Source organism: Kaistella yonginensis (assembly GCF_030409525.1).
Lineage (GTDB): Bacteria > Bacteroidota > Bacteroidia > Flavobacteriales > Weeksellaceae > Kaistella > Kaistella yonginensis.
Window position 1 is genome coordinate 130,863 of record NZ_JAUFQB010000022.1, and the last position, 18,316, is coordinate 149,178.

Annotated in this window: 15 protein-coding genes and 1 tRNA gene; 7 read left to right on the top strand and 9 right to left on the bottom strand. The window is 35.5% G+C overall.

The annotated features are described in order from the left end of the window. Window positions 1–175 precede the first annotated feature (175 nt). Entirely contained in the window at window positions 176–3,199 is a 3,024-nt protein-coding gene (locus QWY78_RS08970) for an Eco57I restriction-modification methylase domain-containing protein (protein ID WP_290218929.1), read from the top strand. 140 nt (window positions 3,200–3,339) lie between these two features. Then, a complete protein-coding gene (locus QWY78_RS08975; protein WP_290218931.1) occupies window positions 3,340–4,005 on the top strand; it encodes a hypothetical protein in 666 nt (221 codons plus the stop codon). 147 nt (window positions 4,006–4,152) lie between these two features. Here QWY78_RS08975 and QWY78_RS08980 read toward each other — a convergent pair. Further along, window positions 4,153–4,225 (bottom strand) — tRNA-Met (locus QWY78_RS08980). Window positions 4,226–4,313: 88 nt separating this feature from the next. Here QWY78_RS08980 and QWY78_RS08985 point away from each other — a divergent pair. The 5 genes from QWY78_RS08985 (at window position 4,314) to QWY78_RS09005 (ending at window position 9,486) form a co-directional block, all read left to right on the top strand. Further along, a complete protein-coding gene (locus tag QWY78_RS08985) occupies window positions 4,314–4,925 on the top strand; it encodes an L-threonylcarbamoyladenylate synthase (RefSeq protein WP_290218934.1) in 612 nt (203 codons plus the stop codon). Between the two features lie 164 nt (window positions 4,926–5,089). After that, window positions 5,090–5,848 carry a peroxide stress protein YaaA gene (gene yaaA / locus QWY78_RS08990; RefSeq protein ID WP_290218936.1) on the top strand — a complete coding sequence of 253 codons (759 nt, stop codon included), beginning with the start codon at window positions 5,090–5,092 and terminating at the stop codon, window positions 5,846–5,848. Window positions 5,849–5,901: 53 nt separating this feature from the next. Further along, window positions 5,902–6,309 carry an acyl-CoA thioesterase gene (locus QWY78_RS08995; protein WP_290218938.1) on the top strand — a complete coding sequence of 136 codons (408 nt, stop codon included), beginning with the start codon at window positions 5,902–5,904 and terminating at the stop codon, window positions 6,307–6,309. Then, window positions 6,293–6,853 (top strand): helix-turn-helix domain-containing protein, encoded by a 561-nt coding sequence (locus QWY78_RS09000; RefSeq protein WP_290218940.1) that lies wholly within the window; start codon window positions 6,293–6,295, stop codon window positions 6,851–6,853. The genes QWY78_RS08995 and QWY78_RS09000 overlap by 17 nt, the downstream gene beginning before the upstream one ends. A gap of 110 nt (window positions 6,854–6,963) precedes the next feature. Further along, complete coding sequence (locus tag QWY78_RS09005) at window positions 6,964–9,486, top strand: copper-transporting P-type ATPase (protein WP_290218942.1); 2,523 nt, start codon at window positions 6,964–6,966, stop codon at window positions 9,484–9,486. Window positions 9,487–9,796: 310 nt separating this feature from the next. On the opposite strand, the gene QWY78_RS09010 is transcribed toward QWY78_RS09005, so the two are convergent. The 8 genes from QWY78_RS09010 to QWY78_RS09045 form a co-directional block, all read right to left on the bottom strand. Further along, the gene (locus tag QWY78_RS09010) at window positions 9,797–10,774 is read right to left on the bottom strand and encodes a polyprenyl synthetase family protein (protein ID WP_290218944.1); all 978 of its coding nucleotides are present in this window, start codon (window positions 10,772–10,774) and stop codon (window positions 9,797–9,799) included. A gap of 92 nt (window positions 10,775–10,866) precedes the next feature. Continuing rightward, on the bottom strand, window positions 10,867–11,742 hold the full coding sequence (locus QWY78_RS09015) for a hypothetical protein (RefSeq protein WP_290218946.1): 876 nt from the start codon (window positions 11,740–11,742) through the stop codon (window positions 10,867–10,869). Between the two features lie 149 nt (window positions 11,743–11,891). Next, complete coding sequence (locus tag QWY78_RS09020; RefSeq protein ID WP_290218948.1) at window positions 11,892–12,611, bottom strand: YoaK family protein; 720 nt, start codon at window positions 12,609–12,611, stop codon at window positions 11,892–11,894. Next, window positions 12,611–13,645, bottom strand: a complete 1,035-nt coding sequence (rlmN, locus tag QWY78_RS09025; protein ID WP_290218950.1) for a dual-specificity RNA methyltransferase RlmN — start codon at window positions 13,643–13,645, stop codon at window positions 12,611–12,613. The genes QWY78_RS09020 and rlmN overlap by 1 nt, the downstream gene beginning before the upstream one ends. Before the next feature lie 43 nt (window positions 13,646–13,688). Further along, on the bottom strand, window positions 13,689–14,036 hold the full coding sequence (locus QWY78_RS09030; RefSeq protein WP_290218951.1) for a four helix bundle protein: 348 nt from the start codon (window positions 14,034–14,036) through the stop codon (window positions 13,689–13,691). 106 nt (window positions 14,037–14,142) lie between these two features. After that, a complete protein-coding gene (gene queA / locus QWY78_RS09035; protein WP_290218954.1) occupies window positions 14,143–15,192 on the bottom strand; it encodes a tRNA preQ1(34) S-adenosylmethionine ribosyltransferase-isomerase QueA in 1,050 nt (349 codons plus the stop codon). A gap of 196 nt (window positions 15,193–15,388) precedes the next feature. Beyond that, window positions 15,389–16,033 (bottom strand): hypothetical protein, encoded by a 645-nt coding sequence (locus QWY78_RS09040; RefSeq protein WP_290218957.1) that lies wholly within the window; start codon window positions 16,031–16,033, stop codon window positions 15,389–15,391. Window positions 16,034–16,299: 266 nt separating this feature from the next. After that, window positions 16,300–18,297, bottom strand: coding sequence for a S9 family peptidase (locus QWY78_RS09045; protein WP_290218959.1), 1,998 nt, complete (start codon window positions 18,295–18,297; stop codon window positions 16,300–16,302). Window positions 18,298–18,316 lie beyond the last annotated feature (19 nt).

Below are 18,316 nucleotides of genomic sequence, written 5' to 3' on the forward strand. Positions count from 1 at the left end.
AAGACTTTGGCAGCAAGAAACGATTGGTGAAGACGCGGCGATTTAATTCTTTTTTTTGAAGTATTTAACGAATAAAATTAACTATTTTTGTTTGGTACCTGAGAAAACTACCCAATGTAATTTTTTTTCGTTTTGTGAGGTAGACTATTATTTTTTTTAAAAACTCAAACGCACTATGGCTCTGTTTCAGAAAACGGTAATCTCTAAATATCTTCAATCGCAAAATCCTGCAATTCTTCTGGAAAAGTGGGATTTGTTTCGGGCGCATTTTCACAATCCTACCATCCAGCAAAATATTAGAAATTCTAAAGAAGAACAATATCAAGGTGAATTTTTAATTGATCTTTTTGTCAATGTTTTAGGGTACACGAAAAATCCAACGCCAAACTTCAATATTACCACAGAATATAAAAATGTAAAAGACAGCAAAAAAGCAGACGGAGCCATTATCATCAATGATAAAGTTACTGCGATCATTGAGTTGAAAGGAACCAATACCACCGATTTATCCAAAATTGAAGATCAAGCTTTTGGCTACAAAAACAATCAGGAAAATTGCAAATATGTGATAACTTCCAACTTTGAGAAATTGAGGTTTTATGTGGATAATGCCATAGAAAATATTACGTTTAATCTCTTTGAATTATCGCAAGAACAGTTTAATTTGATGTACCTGATTTTGGCTTTTGAAAATATTAAAAATGATATTCCAAAAAAACTGAAAGATGAATCGCTCAACCAGGAAGATATCATTACCAAAAAATTGTACAAAGATTATTCGGTTTTCAAAAGGGAATTATTTCAAAATTTAACACAACTTAATCCGGAATATGATCCACTAATACTTTTTCAGAAATCGCAAAAATTATTGGATCGTTTGCTTTTTCTATTCTTTGGAGAAGATAGAGGTTTATTGCCACCAAACTACATCAGGAAAATAATTGGAGATTGGAATAAGTTGAAAGATTTAGATGCTTACTTTCCGCTTTATGACAGATACAAACAAAATTTCGAGTATTTGAATTCAGGCAAAAATCCAGAAGTTTATGCTTATAATGGTGGTTTGTTTAAAGAAGATGAAGTTCTGGATCACATCAAAATTGATGACAAAATCTTATATGAACACACTTACAAACTCTCTCAATATGATTTTGCAAGTGAAGTAGATGTAAATATTCTCGGTCATATTTTCGAAAATTCTTTGAATGAAATTGATGAAATAAAAGCCGAATTAGAAGGTCAGGAAATAGACAAATCTAAATCGAAACGCAAGAAAGACGGCGTTTTCTACACGCCAAAATACATTACCAAATACATTGTAGAAAATACGGTAGGAAAATTATGTGAAGAAAAGAAAACCGAATTCGAAATTGTAGAAGAAGAATATTCAACCGATAAAAAAAGACAACAGAAAACAAGTAAAAATCTGCTCGAAAAATTAGATAATTACAGAGCGTGGTTGTTGCAAATTACCATTGTAGATCCTGCGTGTGGTTCTGGAGCATTTCTGAATGAAGCCTTGAATTTTTTAATTAATGAACACCAATATATTGATGAACTGGAAGCAAAACTGCGAAATGTACCTATTATATTTTCTTATCACAGCGAAAGTATTTTAGAACATAATCTTTTTGGAGTTGATTTGAACGAAGAATCTGTAGAAATTGCAAAACTTTCACTTTGGTTGCGAACTGCAGAACCCAACCGAAAACTGAACAGTTTGAACAACAACATCAAGTGTGGAAATTCTTTAATAGATGATCCTGAAGTTGCCGGAGAAAAAGCATTTAATTGGGAGAAAGAGTTTCCACAGGTTTTCAACACGTCATTGCGAGGAACGAAGCAATCTGGGTTTGATGTGGTGATTGGAAATCCGCCGTATGTCACAACTGCACTTGGGAAAAATCAAGAATCTGAAGAAAAAGTGATTGATTTTTATAAAAAAAACTATCCAAAATCATCAGTTTATAAAGTAAATACATATTTAATTTTTTTAGAAAGAGCATTAGCTTTAATTAAAAAAAATGGCATATTATCATTTATTATTCCTAATACTATTTATTTGAATTATTTTTATGAAGATTTTAGAGAAAATTTAATTAAAAATTATTATTTGAATTTGATTTGTAATTTTAGTTTTGAGATTTTCCAAGATGCTGTAACAGGAGGCGCTTCAATTATGGTAATACAAAACCATCTTCATCCAAATCAGTTTTCAAAAATAATTAATTACGATAATTTTGAAGAAATAATTACTAAACAATTTGACATTCTGAATCAATTAGAATTTTTAGAATTACCGCAAAATAAAATAATATTTAATCTTTCAAAAATTAGTATCTGGAAAAAATCCTACAAAAATTCAATTTATTTATCAAATGAAAAATTCAAATTTTATAATGGTGTTAAAACTGGAGATAATAAAAAGTTTCTTTCTGAAATTAAAATTAGTGATGAATATAAGCCAATAGTTAGAGGAAGAGATTTTTATAAATACACACCTATAAAAAATGTAATTTATGTATTATTCAGAAAAGAGGAATTATGGAGTAATACGAACGAAAAAATGTTTGAAGTAGAAAATAAAATTATATTTAGGCAAACTTCCGATCATTTGGTTGCTTCTTTTGATAATAACCAAAATTATACAATGGACACAACACATTTGCTTTTTACTGAAGATAAAAACATTAATTTAAAATATATTCTAGTTTTAGTCAATTCAAAGTTTTTGAATTTTTTATATCAAATTATAGTTCCTGAAATTGGGAAAGCATTTTCGGAAGTTAAAATTGTTAATATTAAGAAATTGCCAATCAAAGAAATTTCACTTTCAGAGCAAGAACCGTTCATCGAAAAAGCAGATCAAATGCTCTCTCTCAACAAAGCGCTCCAAGAAATTTCCGCAAAATTCCAAAGAACCTGCGAAAGGAAATTTGAGAATTTAAACTTAACCAAAAAACTGCAAGATTGGTACAATCTCTCTTATGCAGATTTCATCAAAGAATTAAGCAAACAAAAAATAAAACGCTCCCTTTCCGAAGAAGCAGAATGGGCAGACTATTTTGACCAAGAAAAAAGCAAAGCATTAGAAATTCAATCTAAAATTGAGAGTACAGATCAAGAAATAGATCAAATGGTTTATGAACTTTATGGGTTGAGTGAGGAGGAGATCCTGATTGTAGAGAAGGATTCGTGAAAACAAATGAAAATCAATAAAATTTTTGAACAAATTGGGATTGTAGAGAATTCTTGAAAACAAATGAAAATCAATAAAAATTTTGAACAAATCCGAATCGTAGAAAAGGATTCGTGAAAAGAAATGAAAATTGTGAAACTATGGAAAACCTCGATCAACTCAATTTTTGTTTACAACAATCAGATTCTGCAATTATTGCTACCATTTTAGTTAATAATATTCCACTGTACGATTATATTATCTGCAAACATGCAGCGTTGGGTTTTGCTAATGATGTAGAAAAGAAGAATTTTATCCCAGCATCTTATAATTTTGAAATTTATCCTCAAGAAGATTTAACCGAAGAAATGCTATTTTATTACAATTTCCCAAAAAATCTGATGCATGTAGATTTCAAACATGAAATGGTTGGATTTTCACCTTATGAAACATTGGTCATTTTATCTCAACCTTTTTTAAAATCCAATGAAATCGGTTTAACCGAGAAAGAATTAAATGATTTAAAAGATGACTTATCAGATTACACATTAGAAGAAAGCAACATCTGTTTGGTTCATACTTGCGGAAGTACAGGATGTTCTCATATAAAAATGAAATTAGACTGCGATACTGAAAACAATACTGTGAAAATGCATAGTTTCCAAAGCAGTTTTGGAGAAATATTTCATCCAGAAGTGCAATTTAAATTTGATAAAGAGCAGTATTTTTCTGTTTTGAAATCGTTAAAAAAGATTTGTGACTATATAAAAGACGATCAAGATTATTTAAAATTCACAACAGAAAGATATTTTAAAGAAAATTTTTAATAATTTTTTGAGGTGTTTATTTAGGATTACTCTGTCATTCTGACGAACGAAGAATCTTTAAAATTAAAAACTCCAAGAAAATTCACAAAAAACAGAGACTCAACCCCACAAAAAAAGAGAACCAATTTCTTGATTCTCTTTACTTAGTAGCGGAGACACGACTCGAACGTGCGACCTCCGGGTTATGAGCCCGACGAGCTACCTACTGCTCTACCCCGCGTTATTGTGGTGCAAATATACAACTATTATCTAAACTTCCAAATTATTTCTAAAAAATATTTATTCAGCTATTTTTACTAAATTTGTATATGGCAAAAATTCTTAAAATCTATCCCGACAATCCACAGGAAAACCTAATTGCAGAAGTAGTTAAGGTACTCAACAACGGTGGATTAATTATCTATCCCTCCGATACCGTTTATGCTTTGGGCTGCAATATTTTTGATATTCGAGCCATGGAAAAACTCGCACAAATCAAAAAAATCAAGTTAGAAAAAGCCCAATTTTCAATAATTTGTAACGATTTAAGTCACCTTTCCGAATTTTCGCGACCGATTGACACCAGCACTTTCCGATATTTAAAGAATAATGTACCCGGCCCCTTTACCTTTATTTTAGAAGCCAACAAAAATTTGCCCCTGGCCTACAAAGGAAATAAAACCGTCGGAATCCGGGTGCCAGACCACATCATCCCCCAAATGATTGTCGAAAAATTAGGACATCCGATCGCCTCCACCTCGATCAAAGACGATGATGAGGTGATCGAATACTCCACCGACCCCGAATTGATTGCCGAGAAATACGATCATCTGGTCGATATCGTAATCGACTCCGGTTATGGCGAAAATGTAGCCTCTACCATCGTCGATCTCACCAGCGGCCAACCCGAAATTTTGCGACAAGGAAAAGGAATTTTTTAAATGCATTTTGGGCGTCTTCATCCGCCCTCCGTTCCCGCTTTTTTATAGGACTGGCTTCCGCTACGCTCCGCCAGTCCTATAAAAAGAGCTCCACTCAAGTCGGGACGCAGTGCAGTTACCCTCATCACCAATCGTTCAACCATTCTATTTTAATTACTACATACATGAAAATCATATCATCGCCCGCAAAATTGATGAATATAGAAAACACCACCGGTTTTTTAAAACCCAGCCATCCTCATTTCATCGAAGAAGCAAACTTCATACAATCCACTTTAAAACACAAATCTCCCAAATACCTCTCTGAGTTAATGGAAATTTCTACCAAACTGGCAGATGAAAACTGGGAAAGAAACCAAAACTGGAAAGCCAAACCTTCAACCAAAGAATCTACCACCGCCTTGATGGCTTTTAGCGGTGAAGTTTATCGTGGCTTAGATGCCCAATCATTGGATGAAAAAGCGGTTCACTATTTACAGAAAAACTACCGAATCCTGTCGGGCTTGTACGGTTGGCTTAAACCTTCCGATAAAGTGATGCTGTACCGCCTGGAAATGGGCCGAAAATTTAACTTCGAGGGACATCAAAATCTATACGAATTCTGGACTGAAAAAGTAACCGCCCAACTCAACAGCGAACTGAAAACAAAAGATTTGGTGCTCAATTTAGCGAGTAAAGAATATTTTAAAGTCATTGATAAAAAGAAACTGAAAGCACCCATTATCGATTTCGATTTCTACGAATACAAAGAAGGAAAACTTAAAACCATTGTGGTCTACACCAAACATGCGCGTGGATTGGTCGCTCGATATTGCGCACAGAACAGCGTGCAAACATTAGATGAAGTAAAAGGTTTTAACCTGGAAAATTACCGCATCGACGAAAAACTTTCCACAGAATCAAAATTGGTGTTCACCAGATAAAACAAAAGAAGTTTTACCTTAAAAAACGTGTATTTAATTATAATAAAGAAAAAATGAATTATCATACCAGAAAATGGATTAAACCAGAAGATCTAAATCCCAACCAAACCTTATTCGGCGGCCGTTTATTGCAGTGGATTGATGAGGAATCAGCACTGTACGCGATTATTCAATTAGAAACACCCAGATGCGTCACCAAATTTATCTCAGAAATCAACTTTATCAGTTCTGCCAAACAAGGCGATATTATCGAGATTGGCATAGAAGCCATCGACTTCGGAAATACAAGCATCACCTTACGTTGTGAGGTTCGGAATATGATGACCCGCCAAACCATCATTACCATTGATAAAATAATTTTCGTTGGGGTTGATATGGAAGGAAAACCCACCAAACATGGTAAAACAAAAATTGAATTTATTGCCGATCGCTTAAAAAAACAAGATGAAAATCAATATTAAAAATATGGTTTGCGACCGCTGTATCTCGGCGGTTCAAACTATTTTTAAAGATTTAAAGATCGAAATTTCTACCCTGCATTTGGGCGAAGCAGAAACCATAAAACCGCTGGATGATTCTGAATTAAATAGGCTTAACAATCACTTGAAAAAACTGGGCTTTCAAATCCTGGAAGATGCGGTAAACACCCAAATTGAGCAAATTAAAAAAGCCATTATTCTAAAAATCAGCACGTTGGATATTGCGGAAGATTTTATCTTATCAACATTTATCAGTGACCAATTTGCAAAGGATTACAGCATCCTTTCTAAAACATTTTCTACGCATGAACGCGTAACTCTAGAGCATTATTTCATTCTGCAAAAAATAGAAAAAGCAAAAGAACTTCTTTTATACAATGAATTTACCCTAACGGAAATTTCCCAGCAGTTGGGCTATAAAAGTGTACAACATCTTTCTGCTCAGTTCAAAAATTCTACCGGCTTCAATCCTACTTCATTTAAAAAATTAAAATCTAAAAATCGAATTGCCCTCGATCAGATTTAATTTAGGAAGATCGAGCCGAACAGGCTCATTCTAAATTTTACAACAAACTTCCTTATCTTTATAACAGCTTTAAAAGAAAAAGCTGGTAATTTGTAATTAAAATATATACAATGTCTACACCCAATATACCACCGTCTGAGAGAATCTCGCCAAGTTCCGTTTATTACTGTCCTATGGAATGCGAAGGCGAAAAAGTTTATTTCACACCGGGCCAGCGTTGCCCAACCTGCAACATGTTTTTGGTCCCCATTGAAGAAAGAGCGGATTATAAAAACAAACCACAAACTTTTTCAAAAACCAATTTACCAGAAACTTTCCAAGATAAAGTGGGTGAATATTTCTGCCCTATGTTTTGCGAAAGCGATAAAACCTACCCTTCTGATGTTGGTTGTCCTGTTTGTCATATGCATCTAGAGGAAATTACACCAGAATTGCTTCATGCTTCAGCGCATCATCACCACCATCATGCGGTGGAGAAAAAAGGTGAACCAGTCATTGACCAGGATAGCAACGCCGGAAAATATTATTGCCCGATGTTTTGCGAAGGCGACAAAGTATATGATTCTAATGTTGGTTGCCCCGTATGCGGCATGGATCTGGTTAAGATTCCAGAAAAAGGCGAACAATCTGCCGGAGACGACACGTATAAATTATTGCAAAAAAAGTTTCTCATTGCGTTGGTTTTCACCATTCCCGTCTTTATTTTATCGATGGGCGGAATGTGGTTTGATTTTCCTTTTTCAAATAAAGTTCAGGGAATACTAGAATTAATTTTTTCAATTCCCGTCATATTCTATGCTGGTTGGTTTTTATTAAAACGCGGCTGGGTTTCCTTTAAAACCTGGAATCTGAATATGTTTTCATTGATTGCCTTAGGCGCTGTCGCCGCTTTTCTGTTCAGCATCATTGCGTTGTTATACCCCGATATTTTACCGCATGAAATTACCCACGGCGGAAAAATACCACTCTATTTTGAATCGGTTGCGGTAATTTTAACTTTGGTTATTATGGGACAAATGCTTGAAGCCAGAGCCCATCAAAAAACCGGCAAGGCGATTGAGGAATTGATGAACCTTTCGCCTGATGAAGCCAATCTAATCGTGGATAATATTGAAAAGAAAGTACCGCTTTCCGAAGTTCAAATTGGGAATATTTTAAGAGTAAAACCGGGAGAAAAAATACCGGTGGACGGAAAGATTACCGAGGGAAACTCTAATGTAGATGAAAGTATGATTACCGGCGAACCCATTCCTGTAGAAAAAAATGTAGGAATGAAGATAACTTCGGGGACGATTAATGGAAACGGAACTTTTTTGATGACCGCCGAAAAAGTGGGCGACCAAACTTTGCTTTCCCAAATTATAAAAATGGTAAATGAGGCGACGCGAAGTAAAGCACCGATTCAAAAATTAGCGGATCAAATATCGAAAATATTTGTGCCAGTCGTTATCGCAATTTCCATAATCACCTTTATCGTCTGGAGAATTTTCGGGGGAGAAAATGCCTTGATTTTCGCCTTCGTCAATGCTGTTGCAGTTTTAATTGTCGCTTGCCCATGTGCGCTTGGTTTGGCTACACCGATGTCTTTAACCGTTGGAATCGCCAAAGGTGCGAATAACGGAATCCTTATTAAAAATGCAGAAGCTCTGGAGCAAATGCATAAAGTAAATGTGCTCATCACTGATAAAACAGGAACATTAACAGAAGGAAAACCCAAATTAGATGAGGTAATTGCGAATGAAAACAGTGCACAAACATTGGTTTTAAAATTAGCAGCTTCTTTGAATCAAAATTCAGAACATCCACTTTCGAGTGCGGTGTTAACGGAATTTAGAAAAGAAGAAAAAGCGTTTGAAAAAGTTGAAAACTTCGAAAATATTTCCGGTAAAGGAGTCAAAGGATTGATTGGAGGCGATACTGTTTTATTGGGTAATGAATCACTTTTAAAACAATTCAACTTAGAAATTCCCGTTTATTTTAGAAGTATTATTGAAAAAAACACCACCCAGGCAAAAACCATTTCGTTTCTAGCCAATGAAAAAGAGGTTTTGGGGATGCTTACTTTTTCAGATAATATCAAAGCCAGTTCTAAAAAAGCAATTGCATTTTTACAGGCGCAAAATGTAGAGGTCATTATGATGACGGGGGATAATGAACAAACAGCCAAAGCGGTTTCGGATGAATTGGGTATCAAAACGTATTTCGCAAACTGCCTACCACAGGATAAGTTAGCCGAAATCAAGCGACTTCAGGCCGAAGGAAAAATCGTTGCAATGACGGGAGATGGGATCAATGACGCTCCGGCTTTAGCGCAGTCCAACGTGGGAATCGCCATGGGAACAGGAACTGATGTGGCTATTGAAAGTGCCGAAATCACCTTACTAAAGGGCGATATTTTGGGCGTAGCAAAAGCCAAAATTCTAAGTGAAAAATTATTGAAAAATATTAAAGAAAATCTATTCTTTGCATTTATCTACAATACTTTAGGAATACCCGTGGCAGCAGGATTGCTCTACCCTATTTTCGGAATCTTGATGAGTCCGATGATTGCAGCGGCGGCAATGAGTTTCAGTTCGGTCTCGGTGATTTTAAATTCATTAAGATTAAATGGAGTTGATTTAAAAATCAAGTAATGTTTTTTAGGCACGAGTTTTTTTGCTGAAGACTTTCTTAAGGCAGAAATCTTTTAACGCAAAGGCGCAAATATTTTTGAGAAATATAGTGTTTAAAATTACGGACGCAAGGGCGTTTCAATCAGCAAAGGAAGATTTCTATAAAATCTTAATATTTAAAGTTTTGTAAGTGAATTTTGGAGATAAGTGCAATGAAATATAAAGTTTAGACCACTATTGCGCCTAATAATTTGCGTAGAAAATCTTAATCATCTTAACTTCTTAATTGAAAACTTAATGGTTCAATTTCCGCTCATCTTTTTTGAAGGAATTAGAATTTCCTTTCAATAACGTAATCAAGCATTAATTGAAGGGATTTTTTCGCTTCTGAATCGGGAAAATCATCGAGAATACCTTTAGCTTGCTGTTGATATGATTTCATCTTGTCAACCGCATAATCCAAGCCACCTGAATTTTTTACAAATTCGATGAGTTCTTTAACTCTCTTCTGATCGTTGTTGTAGCGCTTTATTGAATTGAAGAAATATTTACGGTCTTTTTCGTTTGCTGTTGTTAATGCGTGAATCAACGGCAAAGTCATTTTCTGTTCTTTGATGTCAATTCCCACCGGTTTACCAATAATCGTCGTGGTCAAATAATCGAATAAATCATCTTTGATTTGGAACGCCATTCCGGTATAAGTACCAAATTCCATCATTTTCTTGGCCAATGAAATATCGTCACTGGTAGAAAGTACGCCGATTTCGCAACACGCAGCGATTAAAGTCGCTGTTTTCTGCCGGATAATTTCGTAGTAAATGTCTTCGGTAATATCTAATTTTCGAGCTTTCTCGAGTTGCAGTAATTCTCCTTCGGCCATTTCGCGAATCGTTCGTGAGATTACAGAAAGTAAATCGTAATCTTTGTGATCGGTAGATAATAAAACAGCTTTAGACAACAAGTAATCGCCAACCAGAACGGCAATTTTATTTTTCCATAAGGCATTGATAGAGAAGAAATTTCGGCGCTTAAAACTTTCATCGACCACATCATCATGAACCAAAGTTGCGGTGTGAATCAATTCTATCATTGATGCGCCACGAAAGGATTTTTCGTTCACCTCGCCCACGAGTTTAGCACAAAGAAATACAAACATCGGGCGCATTTGTTTCCCTTTTGTGGTAACGATAAATCGCGTAACCTTGTCCAAAAGTGCAACATTGCTCTGCATTGATTCGTAAAACTTCTGCTCGAAAAGTTTCATCTCTGCATTGATCGGTTTTTTAATTTCTTCTACGATGTTCGCCACGAATGAATGATAATAAATTAGAATAGATGAATAGCTACAAAGATAATTATAAATAAAGAATATGTTGAATTAATTCGTGTTTTGAACTTGATTTATTTCATTTTTTCAAACGGGATAAAATACAGATAGGGTTTTGCTTTCACAATTGGCAATATAAATTGCTCTCCGGAAATGTAGATGCCTTTGGCATCAACTGTAATTCCTTCAATTTGTCCAAGGTTTAAAGAACTGCCGAGATAATATTTATTGGGCTTTTCATTAAAGAAAATTCCAGGTTCGGATTCTTTGAAAATGGACAGATAGACTTCGGCGTTTTTGGTATACCCTACCAAATATAATTTTTGGTTATAATAAGCAGCATCTGTAACGACATAACCTGTGGAATAGGATTCTATTTTCTGTGCCGCTTGATTGGTGGAAATCGTTGGATCAATCGTATAATGAGTCGTTGATTTAGCGGCCCATTCTTTGGTGAAAATATGAATTTTTTCATTGAGGAAAATCATGGCTTCAGCATCGAAATTTTGGTTTAAATTTCTGGGACTGAAATCGACTTGTTCGGGGTAATAGAAAGGATGCTGGCTGATTTTGGTTATCATTAAAGAATCGGTAAACGGAATTTTATGGACCACCAAATCCTTGCGTGTGCCCAGATTATTTCCGAAATCTCCCACGTATAAATTGCTAGAATCTGAAGTAATGGCTTCCCAATCTATATTGACTAAATTGGTTTTAAAAACGTTTTCAATCTTTCCTGTTTCTTTACTGATTTCAAAAATTTCGGAACTGTTTCCACTGTCGTTTAGGGTGAATAGGCGATTGTTGAAAAAATCTAAGCCCGAATTTTCGTTGATGGAGTCGTTTAAAACTGCATTGCGGTATTTATTGATTTTGAACCACTCATAATCTTGCTGAGCAGAAAAACTCAGGGAAAAGAATACTGAAAATAAGAGAAAAAACTGCTTCATTGTTTATTTTTAAAAAATTGACTGACCTTTAATGAGAAATCCTACCCTGCGACTCGGCTTGAATGAAGCTCTTTTTTACGAAACAAGGTGGAGTAAAAAAAGCGGGAATGGAAGACGGAAATAGTCGCCCAAATTAAGACTATTTATATTCATCCACGTCGGCGTTTTAGGAGAAGGAGTTTGATTTTGATAAAATCGTACGATAATCCGCCCAACAAAATAGCAGAGCCGAGTATTAAAGATTTGATGCCAAAATGCTCAAATAAGATGCCACCAGTGACGCCACCAAAGAAAAACATGGTGATGATGGTGAGGCGTAATTTTATGGATTTGAGTAATCTGCGTTTGTGGAATTTGTCTTTGTAAAAAAAAAGCTGCGAAAATTCGATACCCATATCGGTGAAAAGTCCAGTGAGGTGGGTGGTTCTAACAATTGATTTCGAAATACTGGTGACCAATGAGTTTTGCATGCCCATGGCAAAAAGTAAACTGTAAGCGATGACATCTGGATTTACTTTGATGAGATAATTGCCCGTGATTGCGATAATAGCAAGGATTATAGCTTCGGTAATGATGGGAAAAACATAGGTTTCGTTTTCCTTGATTCTGGAATAAGTTTCGACCGTGAAATTGGCGAAAAAAGCGCCTAAGAAAAAGTAAAATACAAACAGCGCCAGATGAAAAGCATTGTTGAAATTAAGTTTAAAAACTTCGTCGACGAAAAAGGCGAAATGTCCGGTGACGTTGGTGGTTAGTTTTTGGACCGAAAAAAAGCCAACAACATTCACCAAACCCGCTACAAAAGACAACAATGAAGCGATTGCAAGGTTATGGCTGGGTGTTCTGGTTTTGCCGATGTGCGAAAACATTACTCACTGCTTTTGTTGGCCAATTGTCCACAAGCAGCATCGATATCGCCGCCACGGCTTCTGCGAATCATCACCGTAATTCCTGCTTTTTCTAATTGTCGCACGTAATTTTCTTCTGCGGATTTGTTGCATTGATCGTATTTCCCGTCGCCAATCGAATTGTACTGAATTAAATTCACTTTGCTTGGAATCTGTTTACAGTATCGGATTAAAGCTTTGATGTCTTCATCCTGATCGTTAATTCCTTTCCAAACGCAATATTCAAAAGTGATGATATTTCCTGTTTTCTCGTACCAATATTTCAGGGAATCCATAATATCAGTTAAGGGAAATTTATCAGAAAAAGGCATGATTTCATTTCTCTTTTTCTCAATGGCAGAATGTAAAGACAAGGCCAAATTTACCTTGATTTCTTCATCAGCCAACATTTTAATCATCTTCGGGATTCCGGAGGTTGACACGGTGATTCGTCTGGGCGACATTCCTAAACCTGAAGGTTCAGTAATTTTTTTGATGGATTCTACAACATTTTTATAATTCATCATTGGTTCACCCATGCCCATAAACACAATGTTTGAGAGCGGTCGGTCGAAGTATAATTTACTTTGCTGATCGATTAGGGCTACTTGGTCTACAATTTCTGCGACTTCCAGATTTCGCATTCTTTTAAGGCGTGCTGTTGCGCAAAACTCACAGTTTAGTGAGCAACCAACTTGGGAAGAAACGCAAGCGGTTGTTCGCGTTTCGGTCGGAATTAAAACGGATTCTACCAAAAGTCCGTCGTGTAATTTTACGCCGTTTTTTATGGTTCCGTCTTTCGACCTTTGAAGTTGGTCTACCGAGATGGGATTGATAATGTACTCTTTAGAAATGCGGTCTCTTAACGCCTTAGAAAGATTCGTCATTTCATCAATCGAATGCATATTTTTACTCCAAAGCCAATCATAAACTTGCTTTGCTCGAAAAGGTTTTTCGCCTAAAGAGACGAAATATTCCTGTAATTGTTCGAGTGATAAAGTGCGGATATCCTTCATAATATGAATAAGAGCCAAGTAAAAAGTAAAAAGAGCAAAGTTTTTACAACTTTGTGTTATTTACTATCGCTCCAAAAATGTTTTTTAATTCTAAACTTTTAGCAAGTAATTGATCCAATTCTTCATTCTCCTTTTCATCGAGTGCTTTAATAACTCTTAGCCAATAATTGGATTCCCTTGTTTCTCGTAAAGAAATTTTAACCTTATTTTTAAAATCTGCTATTGAAGATCCTGCTTGGGATTCTTCGTAGTTAGCACCAAGTGAAGTTGAAGACTTTCCCAATTGGTATCGGATTAATCTAGATTCGGGATCATTTGGAAGCTTCCTTAGAAACTTCAGACAATGAATTCCAAACCAAAAAGTTCTCTCTAGTAAATCATTCTTTTTCATAATAAAAAATTTCGATTTACTAAAGTTAACCTTTCTAATTAAATAAAGTACCAGGCATTTCACTTGGTACTTTTTACTTTTTACTAGGCTCTTTTAAAATACTTCTTTAGATGATTAACATGGCATCACCGTAAGAATAGAATTTATATTTATGTTTTACAGCTTCTTCGTAGGCGTGCATTAAGAAATCTTTTCCTGCAAATGCTGCTACCATCATCATTAGGGTAGATTTTGGCGTATGGAAATTGGTAATCATACAGTTTGCTACACCGAAATCATGTGGTGGGAAAATAAATTTATTGGTCCAACCATGGTAAGGTCCGATTTTTCTATTTGAAGAAACGGAAGTCTCAATCGTTCTCATGGTGGTAGTTCCAATGGCACAAACTCGTCTACCCTCTTCAACTGCTTTGTTGATGATATCAGCGTTTTCCTGCGTAATAATGGCTTCTTCCGACTCCATTTTATGCTTGGATAAATCTTCAACTTCGATGGGGTTAAAAGTTCCTAAACCAACGTGTAGGGTAATTTCAGCAAAATCAATTCCCTTGATTTCTAATCGCTTCATCAAATGTCTGGAGAAATGCAGCCCTGCTGTTGGTGCGGCTACCGCACCTTCATGTTTTGCATATATCGTTTGGTACCGTTCTGCGTCTTCTGGTTCTACGTCTCTTTTGATATATTTTGGAAGTGGAGTTTCGCCCAATTCTTTTAATTTCGTGCGGAATTCTTCGTAAGAACCATCGTATAAAAATCGCAAAGTTCTTCCTCTGGACGTGGTATTGTCAATAACTTCGGCCACTAAACCTTCGTCTTCTGTAAAGAATAATTTGTTACCGATTCTTATTTTACGCGCTGGATCTACCAATACATCCCATACGCGGGTTTCTTTATCCAACTCTCTTAATAAGAAAACTTCGATTTTCGCCCCTGTTTTTTCTTTATTTCCGTACAGTCTGGCCGGGAAAACTTTGGTATTATTGAAGATGAAAAGATCTTTCTCGTCGAAATAATCTACAACATCTTTGAATTGTTTGTGTTCAATGGTTTGGGTCGCACGGTTTAGAACCATGAGTTTTGCATCATCTCTGTGTTCTGCGGGGTGTTCTGCCAAAAGCTCTTCTGGCAAGTCAAAATTAAAATGTGATGTTTTCATCTTTTTAAATTACGGTTTAAAAATTAGATCCGAAAAATGAGAATTTTCGGAGTGCAAATATACGACATTGAAAAGGCAAAGTCAAGTAATTGCCCTCTTTAATAATATTCCGGCTGAATACAAGTTTTAAAAGTAGAAATATTAGCGGTGAAACGAGGTTACTTTAGCGTTCAAAATAAGTATTGAAAACAAAGATTTACATTTTTAATTTTTCAGGAACGACGATTTGCAATTCCACATTTTTGTATTCTTTCAAAACCACTTCACAGGTAACCGTTTTATATTTTTCGATTGCTTTTGAAACAAAATAATTTCCTACTTTTTGTAACTCGCCATCATCTGAATATTCATGCAACCATTCTGAACGGTATAATCCAATTAAATTTTTATTGGCTTTTTGTAAAGTAAATTCTTTTTCATTGATCGGTTTCTTTGCTCTTTTGGATGGATAAATTTTCAAGGAAACAACTTTAGGACTATTTGCAGAAATCTCCGAAAATTCATATCTATAATTCTTCATTAAAGTAGAGGTAAGCAATTTTGCAGTATTGATGTATGTAAACTGAAATCTAATTTCGCCATTTATTTTTGTTTCTTTTACAGAAAAATAATGCTCCACATTTTTTTCATGATCGTACAAACTTGCAGTGAAATCCTCTTTGGTCTTATTCAGTCGTAAATAGTAAGAAAAATCATCAGAATTATTGTAGGATACTATTTCACGTATGTTCTTTGTTTTAAAATTGGTACTTGAATATTTGGTAAGAAAATCAAAATGATAAGTTTGAGAAAATGCGAAACTGAAAAAAGTTATAAGAATTAAAGTAGAAATTTTTTTCATAAAAAGATGGTTTAATTTTTTCTTTCTTATTTAAGGGAAAACAGCATTTATGTTCTTGTAGATTAAACAAATATATTATTTTTTTTAAAAAAGTTATAATTATTTTTATAAATCATTTTTCATCTAAAACGCGACCGAGCAGCGACGATTGACTCATCTGGTTCTTTTTATTTGAATCTTCAAAACTCGTTCCTTAGTTTGCAGAGGAATCGTTTTTCTATTATCTCAAAAAAAAAGAAGTTCAGATTTCTCTGAACTTCTCTAATCTATAAAGTTTCTTTCAGCCAATCGAAAAATTCTCGCTGCCAAACCAAACCGTTTTGTGGGTGTAAAACCCAGTGGTTTTCGTTCGGGAAATAAAGGAACTTCGCTTTTAAACCTTGCAGTTTCGCTGCCTGGAAAGCTTCCTGACCTTGTTCGTAAGGAACTCTGTAATCAATTCCACCTTGAATGATCATCATTGGCTTATTCCATTTGTTCACATAGTTTGATGGATTAAACTCGGTATACGATTTGGGTGTCGGTTCATCGTACGGCGAACCCCCTAAATCCCATTTTGCGAAGAACAATTCTTCAGTGGTCAAATACCAGGATTTCATATCGAAAAGTCCATCGTGTGCGATAAACGTTTTGAAACGGTTTTCATGAATGCCTGCCAACATCATTGCACTATAACCTCCGTAGCTGGCTCCTACCACGCCCATTCTGTCACCATCTACATACGCTAAAGTTTTGGCATAATCCGCCGCAGCTAAGTAATCCTGCATGACTTGGCCACCCCAATCTTTAGAAATATCTTCATTCCATTTCGTTCCCCAACCTGGCATACCACGTCGGTTTGGTGCAACTACGATATAGTCATTTGCAGCCATCAATGCAAAATTCCAACGAACGCTGAAAAACTGGGTTAAAGCGGATTGTGGCCCACCCTGACAATATAATAAAGTTGGGTATTTTTTTGCCGGATCAAAATTAGGGGGATAAATAAACCAAACTCCCATTTCTTTTCCGTCAGTGGTTTTCACCATTTTAAGTTCTGTTTTGGACGGTTTAATACTTTCATAAATTTTCTTATTCACTGCTGTTACCTGCTTCATTGTGCCATTTTTCAAATCCACGGTAAATAAATCAGCATTGTGATTCATATCGTTTCTAGAAACCAACAACGCGTTGTTTTGGAGTGCGTAGATATCATTAACATCAAAATCGCCTTTGGTAATTTGTTGAATTTTAGCGTTTTTGGGATTCAAGGAAAATAGGTGTTTGGTTCCTCTAAATGCCGTGGTAAAGTAAATGGTTTTCGCATCTGGTGTCCAGAATACAGAGCCGGTAATACTTTCGTCCCAACTTTTCGTCAAATTTGTTGTTTTACCGGATTTCCAATCCATGATTTTTAGGTCATTTTTATCGGCTTCATAACCATCTCTCTCCATCGACATCCAGTAAAGGTATTTTCCATCTGGTGAAAAATTAGGAGAAACATCATATCCTTTGTTACTTTCTGTCAGATTTTTTAAGGTTCCTGTCTGCAAATCATAAGCGAAAATATCGGTATTGGTTGAATGGGCATATTCGGAACCACTCAAAGGTTTGGTCACATACAGTAACTGCTTAGAATCTGGAGTCCAAATAAAATCCTCGGTTCCACCAAAAGGTCTTTGCGGGGAATCCCACGGTTTTCCTTCTAATAAATCTTTGGCAAGGTCAACTGTTTTAGAAACATCAACCACAAAAACATGATTGTATTTGCCTTCATTGAAGTAATCCCAATGACGGTGGTTTAGGTCCGTATAAATATGCGCCGTAGATTTTGGTGTATCAGCGTATTTTTCTTTTCCCAATAGTTTTTCGACCAAAACTTCTTTGCTGAAAGCGATTTTTTTTCCATCAGGAGCAATGACGATATTGTCAACTTTTCCCACGGTGTAAAAATCTGACCAGGTTTTTCCGGCATCTTTAGAAAGATAAATCTGCTCACCCTCTTGCGCGTATATCCCGTTGGCATCCCATTGAATTAAAGATTTTTTTCCTAAATCCAAAGCCGTTGCCTCGGCATTTTTGATCGTAAATAAAAAGTTCTTTTTGTTGGTTTTTTCGGTTTTCAAATCGGTTTTTCCCACGCTGTAAATAAGGGAATTCTGATCGGGTGAAACGGCCGACACTCCTATCTTATTTAGGGTCCAAAGCGTTTCTGGCATCATCACATTTTGAGCATTCATAAGGAAAGGCGCTGCAAAAGCGACTAAAGTATGTTTGATTTTCATTAAAATTAATTTAGAATTT

What these genes read in the sequence shown, in the direction of transcription:
- QWY78_RS09005 (WP_290218942.1), top strand. Translation starts at nt 6,964, where the DNA reads ATGTCTACACCCAATATACCACCGTCTGAGAGAATCTCGCCAAGTTCC.
- QWY78_RS08995 (WP_290218938.1), top strand. Translation starts at nt 5,902, where the DNA reads ATGAATTATCATACCAGAAAATGGATTAAACCAGAAGATCTAAATCCC.
- QWY78_RS09020 (WP_290218948.1), bottom strand. Translation starts at nt 12,611, where the DNA reads ATGTTTTCGCACATCGGCAAAACCAGAACACCCAGCCATAACCTTGCA.
- QWY78_RS09045 (WP_290218959.1), bottom strand. Translation starts at nt 18,297, where the DNA reads ATGAAAATCAAACATACTTTAGTCGCTTTTGCAGCGCCTTTCCTTATG.
- QWY78_RS09030 (WP_290218951.1), bottom strand. Translation starts at nt 14,036, where the DNA reads ATGAAAAAGAATGATTTACTAGAGAGAACTTTTTGGTTTGGAATTCAT.
- QWY78_RS08985 (WP_290218934.1), top strand. Translation starts at nt 4,314, where the DNA reads ATGGCAAAAATTCTTAAAATCTATCCCGACAATCCACAGGAAAACCTA.
- QWY78_RS09040 (WP_290218957.1), bottom strand. Translation starts at nt 16,033, where the DNA reads ATGAAAAAAATTTCTACTTTAATTCTTATAACTTTTTTCAGTTTCGCA.
- rlmN (WP_290218950.1), bottom strand. Translation starts at nt 13,645, where the DNA reads ATGAAGGATATCCGCACTTTATCACTCGAACAATTACAGGAATATTTC.
- yaaA (WP_290218936.1), top strand. Translation starts at nt 5,090, where the DNA reads ATGAAAATCATATCATCGCCCGCAAAATTGATGAATATAGAAAACACC.
- queA (WP_290218954.1), bottom strand. Translation starts at nt 15,192, where the DNA reads ATGAAAACATCACATTTTAATTTTGACTTGCCAGAAGAGCTTTTGGCA.
- QWY78_RS09000 (WP_290218940.1), top strand. Translation starts at nt 6,293, where the DNA reads ATGAAAATCAATATTAAAAATATGGTTTGCGACCGCTGTATCTCGGCG.
- QWY78_RS09015 (WP_290218946.1), bottom strand. Translation starts at nt 11,742, where the DNA reads ATGAAGCAGTTTTTTCTCTTATTTTCAGTATTCTTTTCCCTGAGTTTT.
- QWY78_RS08975 (WP_290218931.1), top strand. Translation starts at nt 3,340, where the DNA reads ATGGAAAACCTCGATCAACTCAATTTTTGTTTACAACAATCAGATTCT.
- QWY78_RS08970 (WP_290218929.1), top strand. Translation starts at nt 176, where the DNA reads ATGGCTCTGTTTCAGAAAACGGTAATCTCTAAATATCTTCAATCGCAA.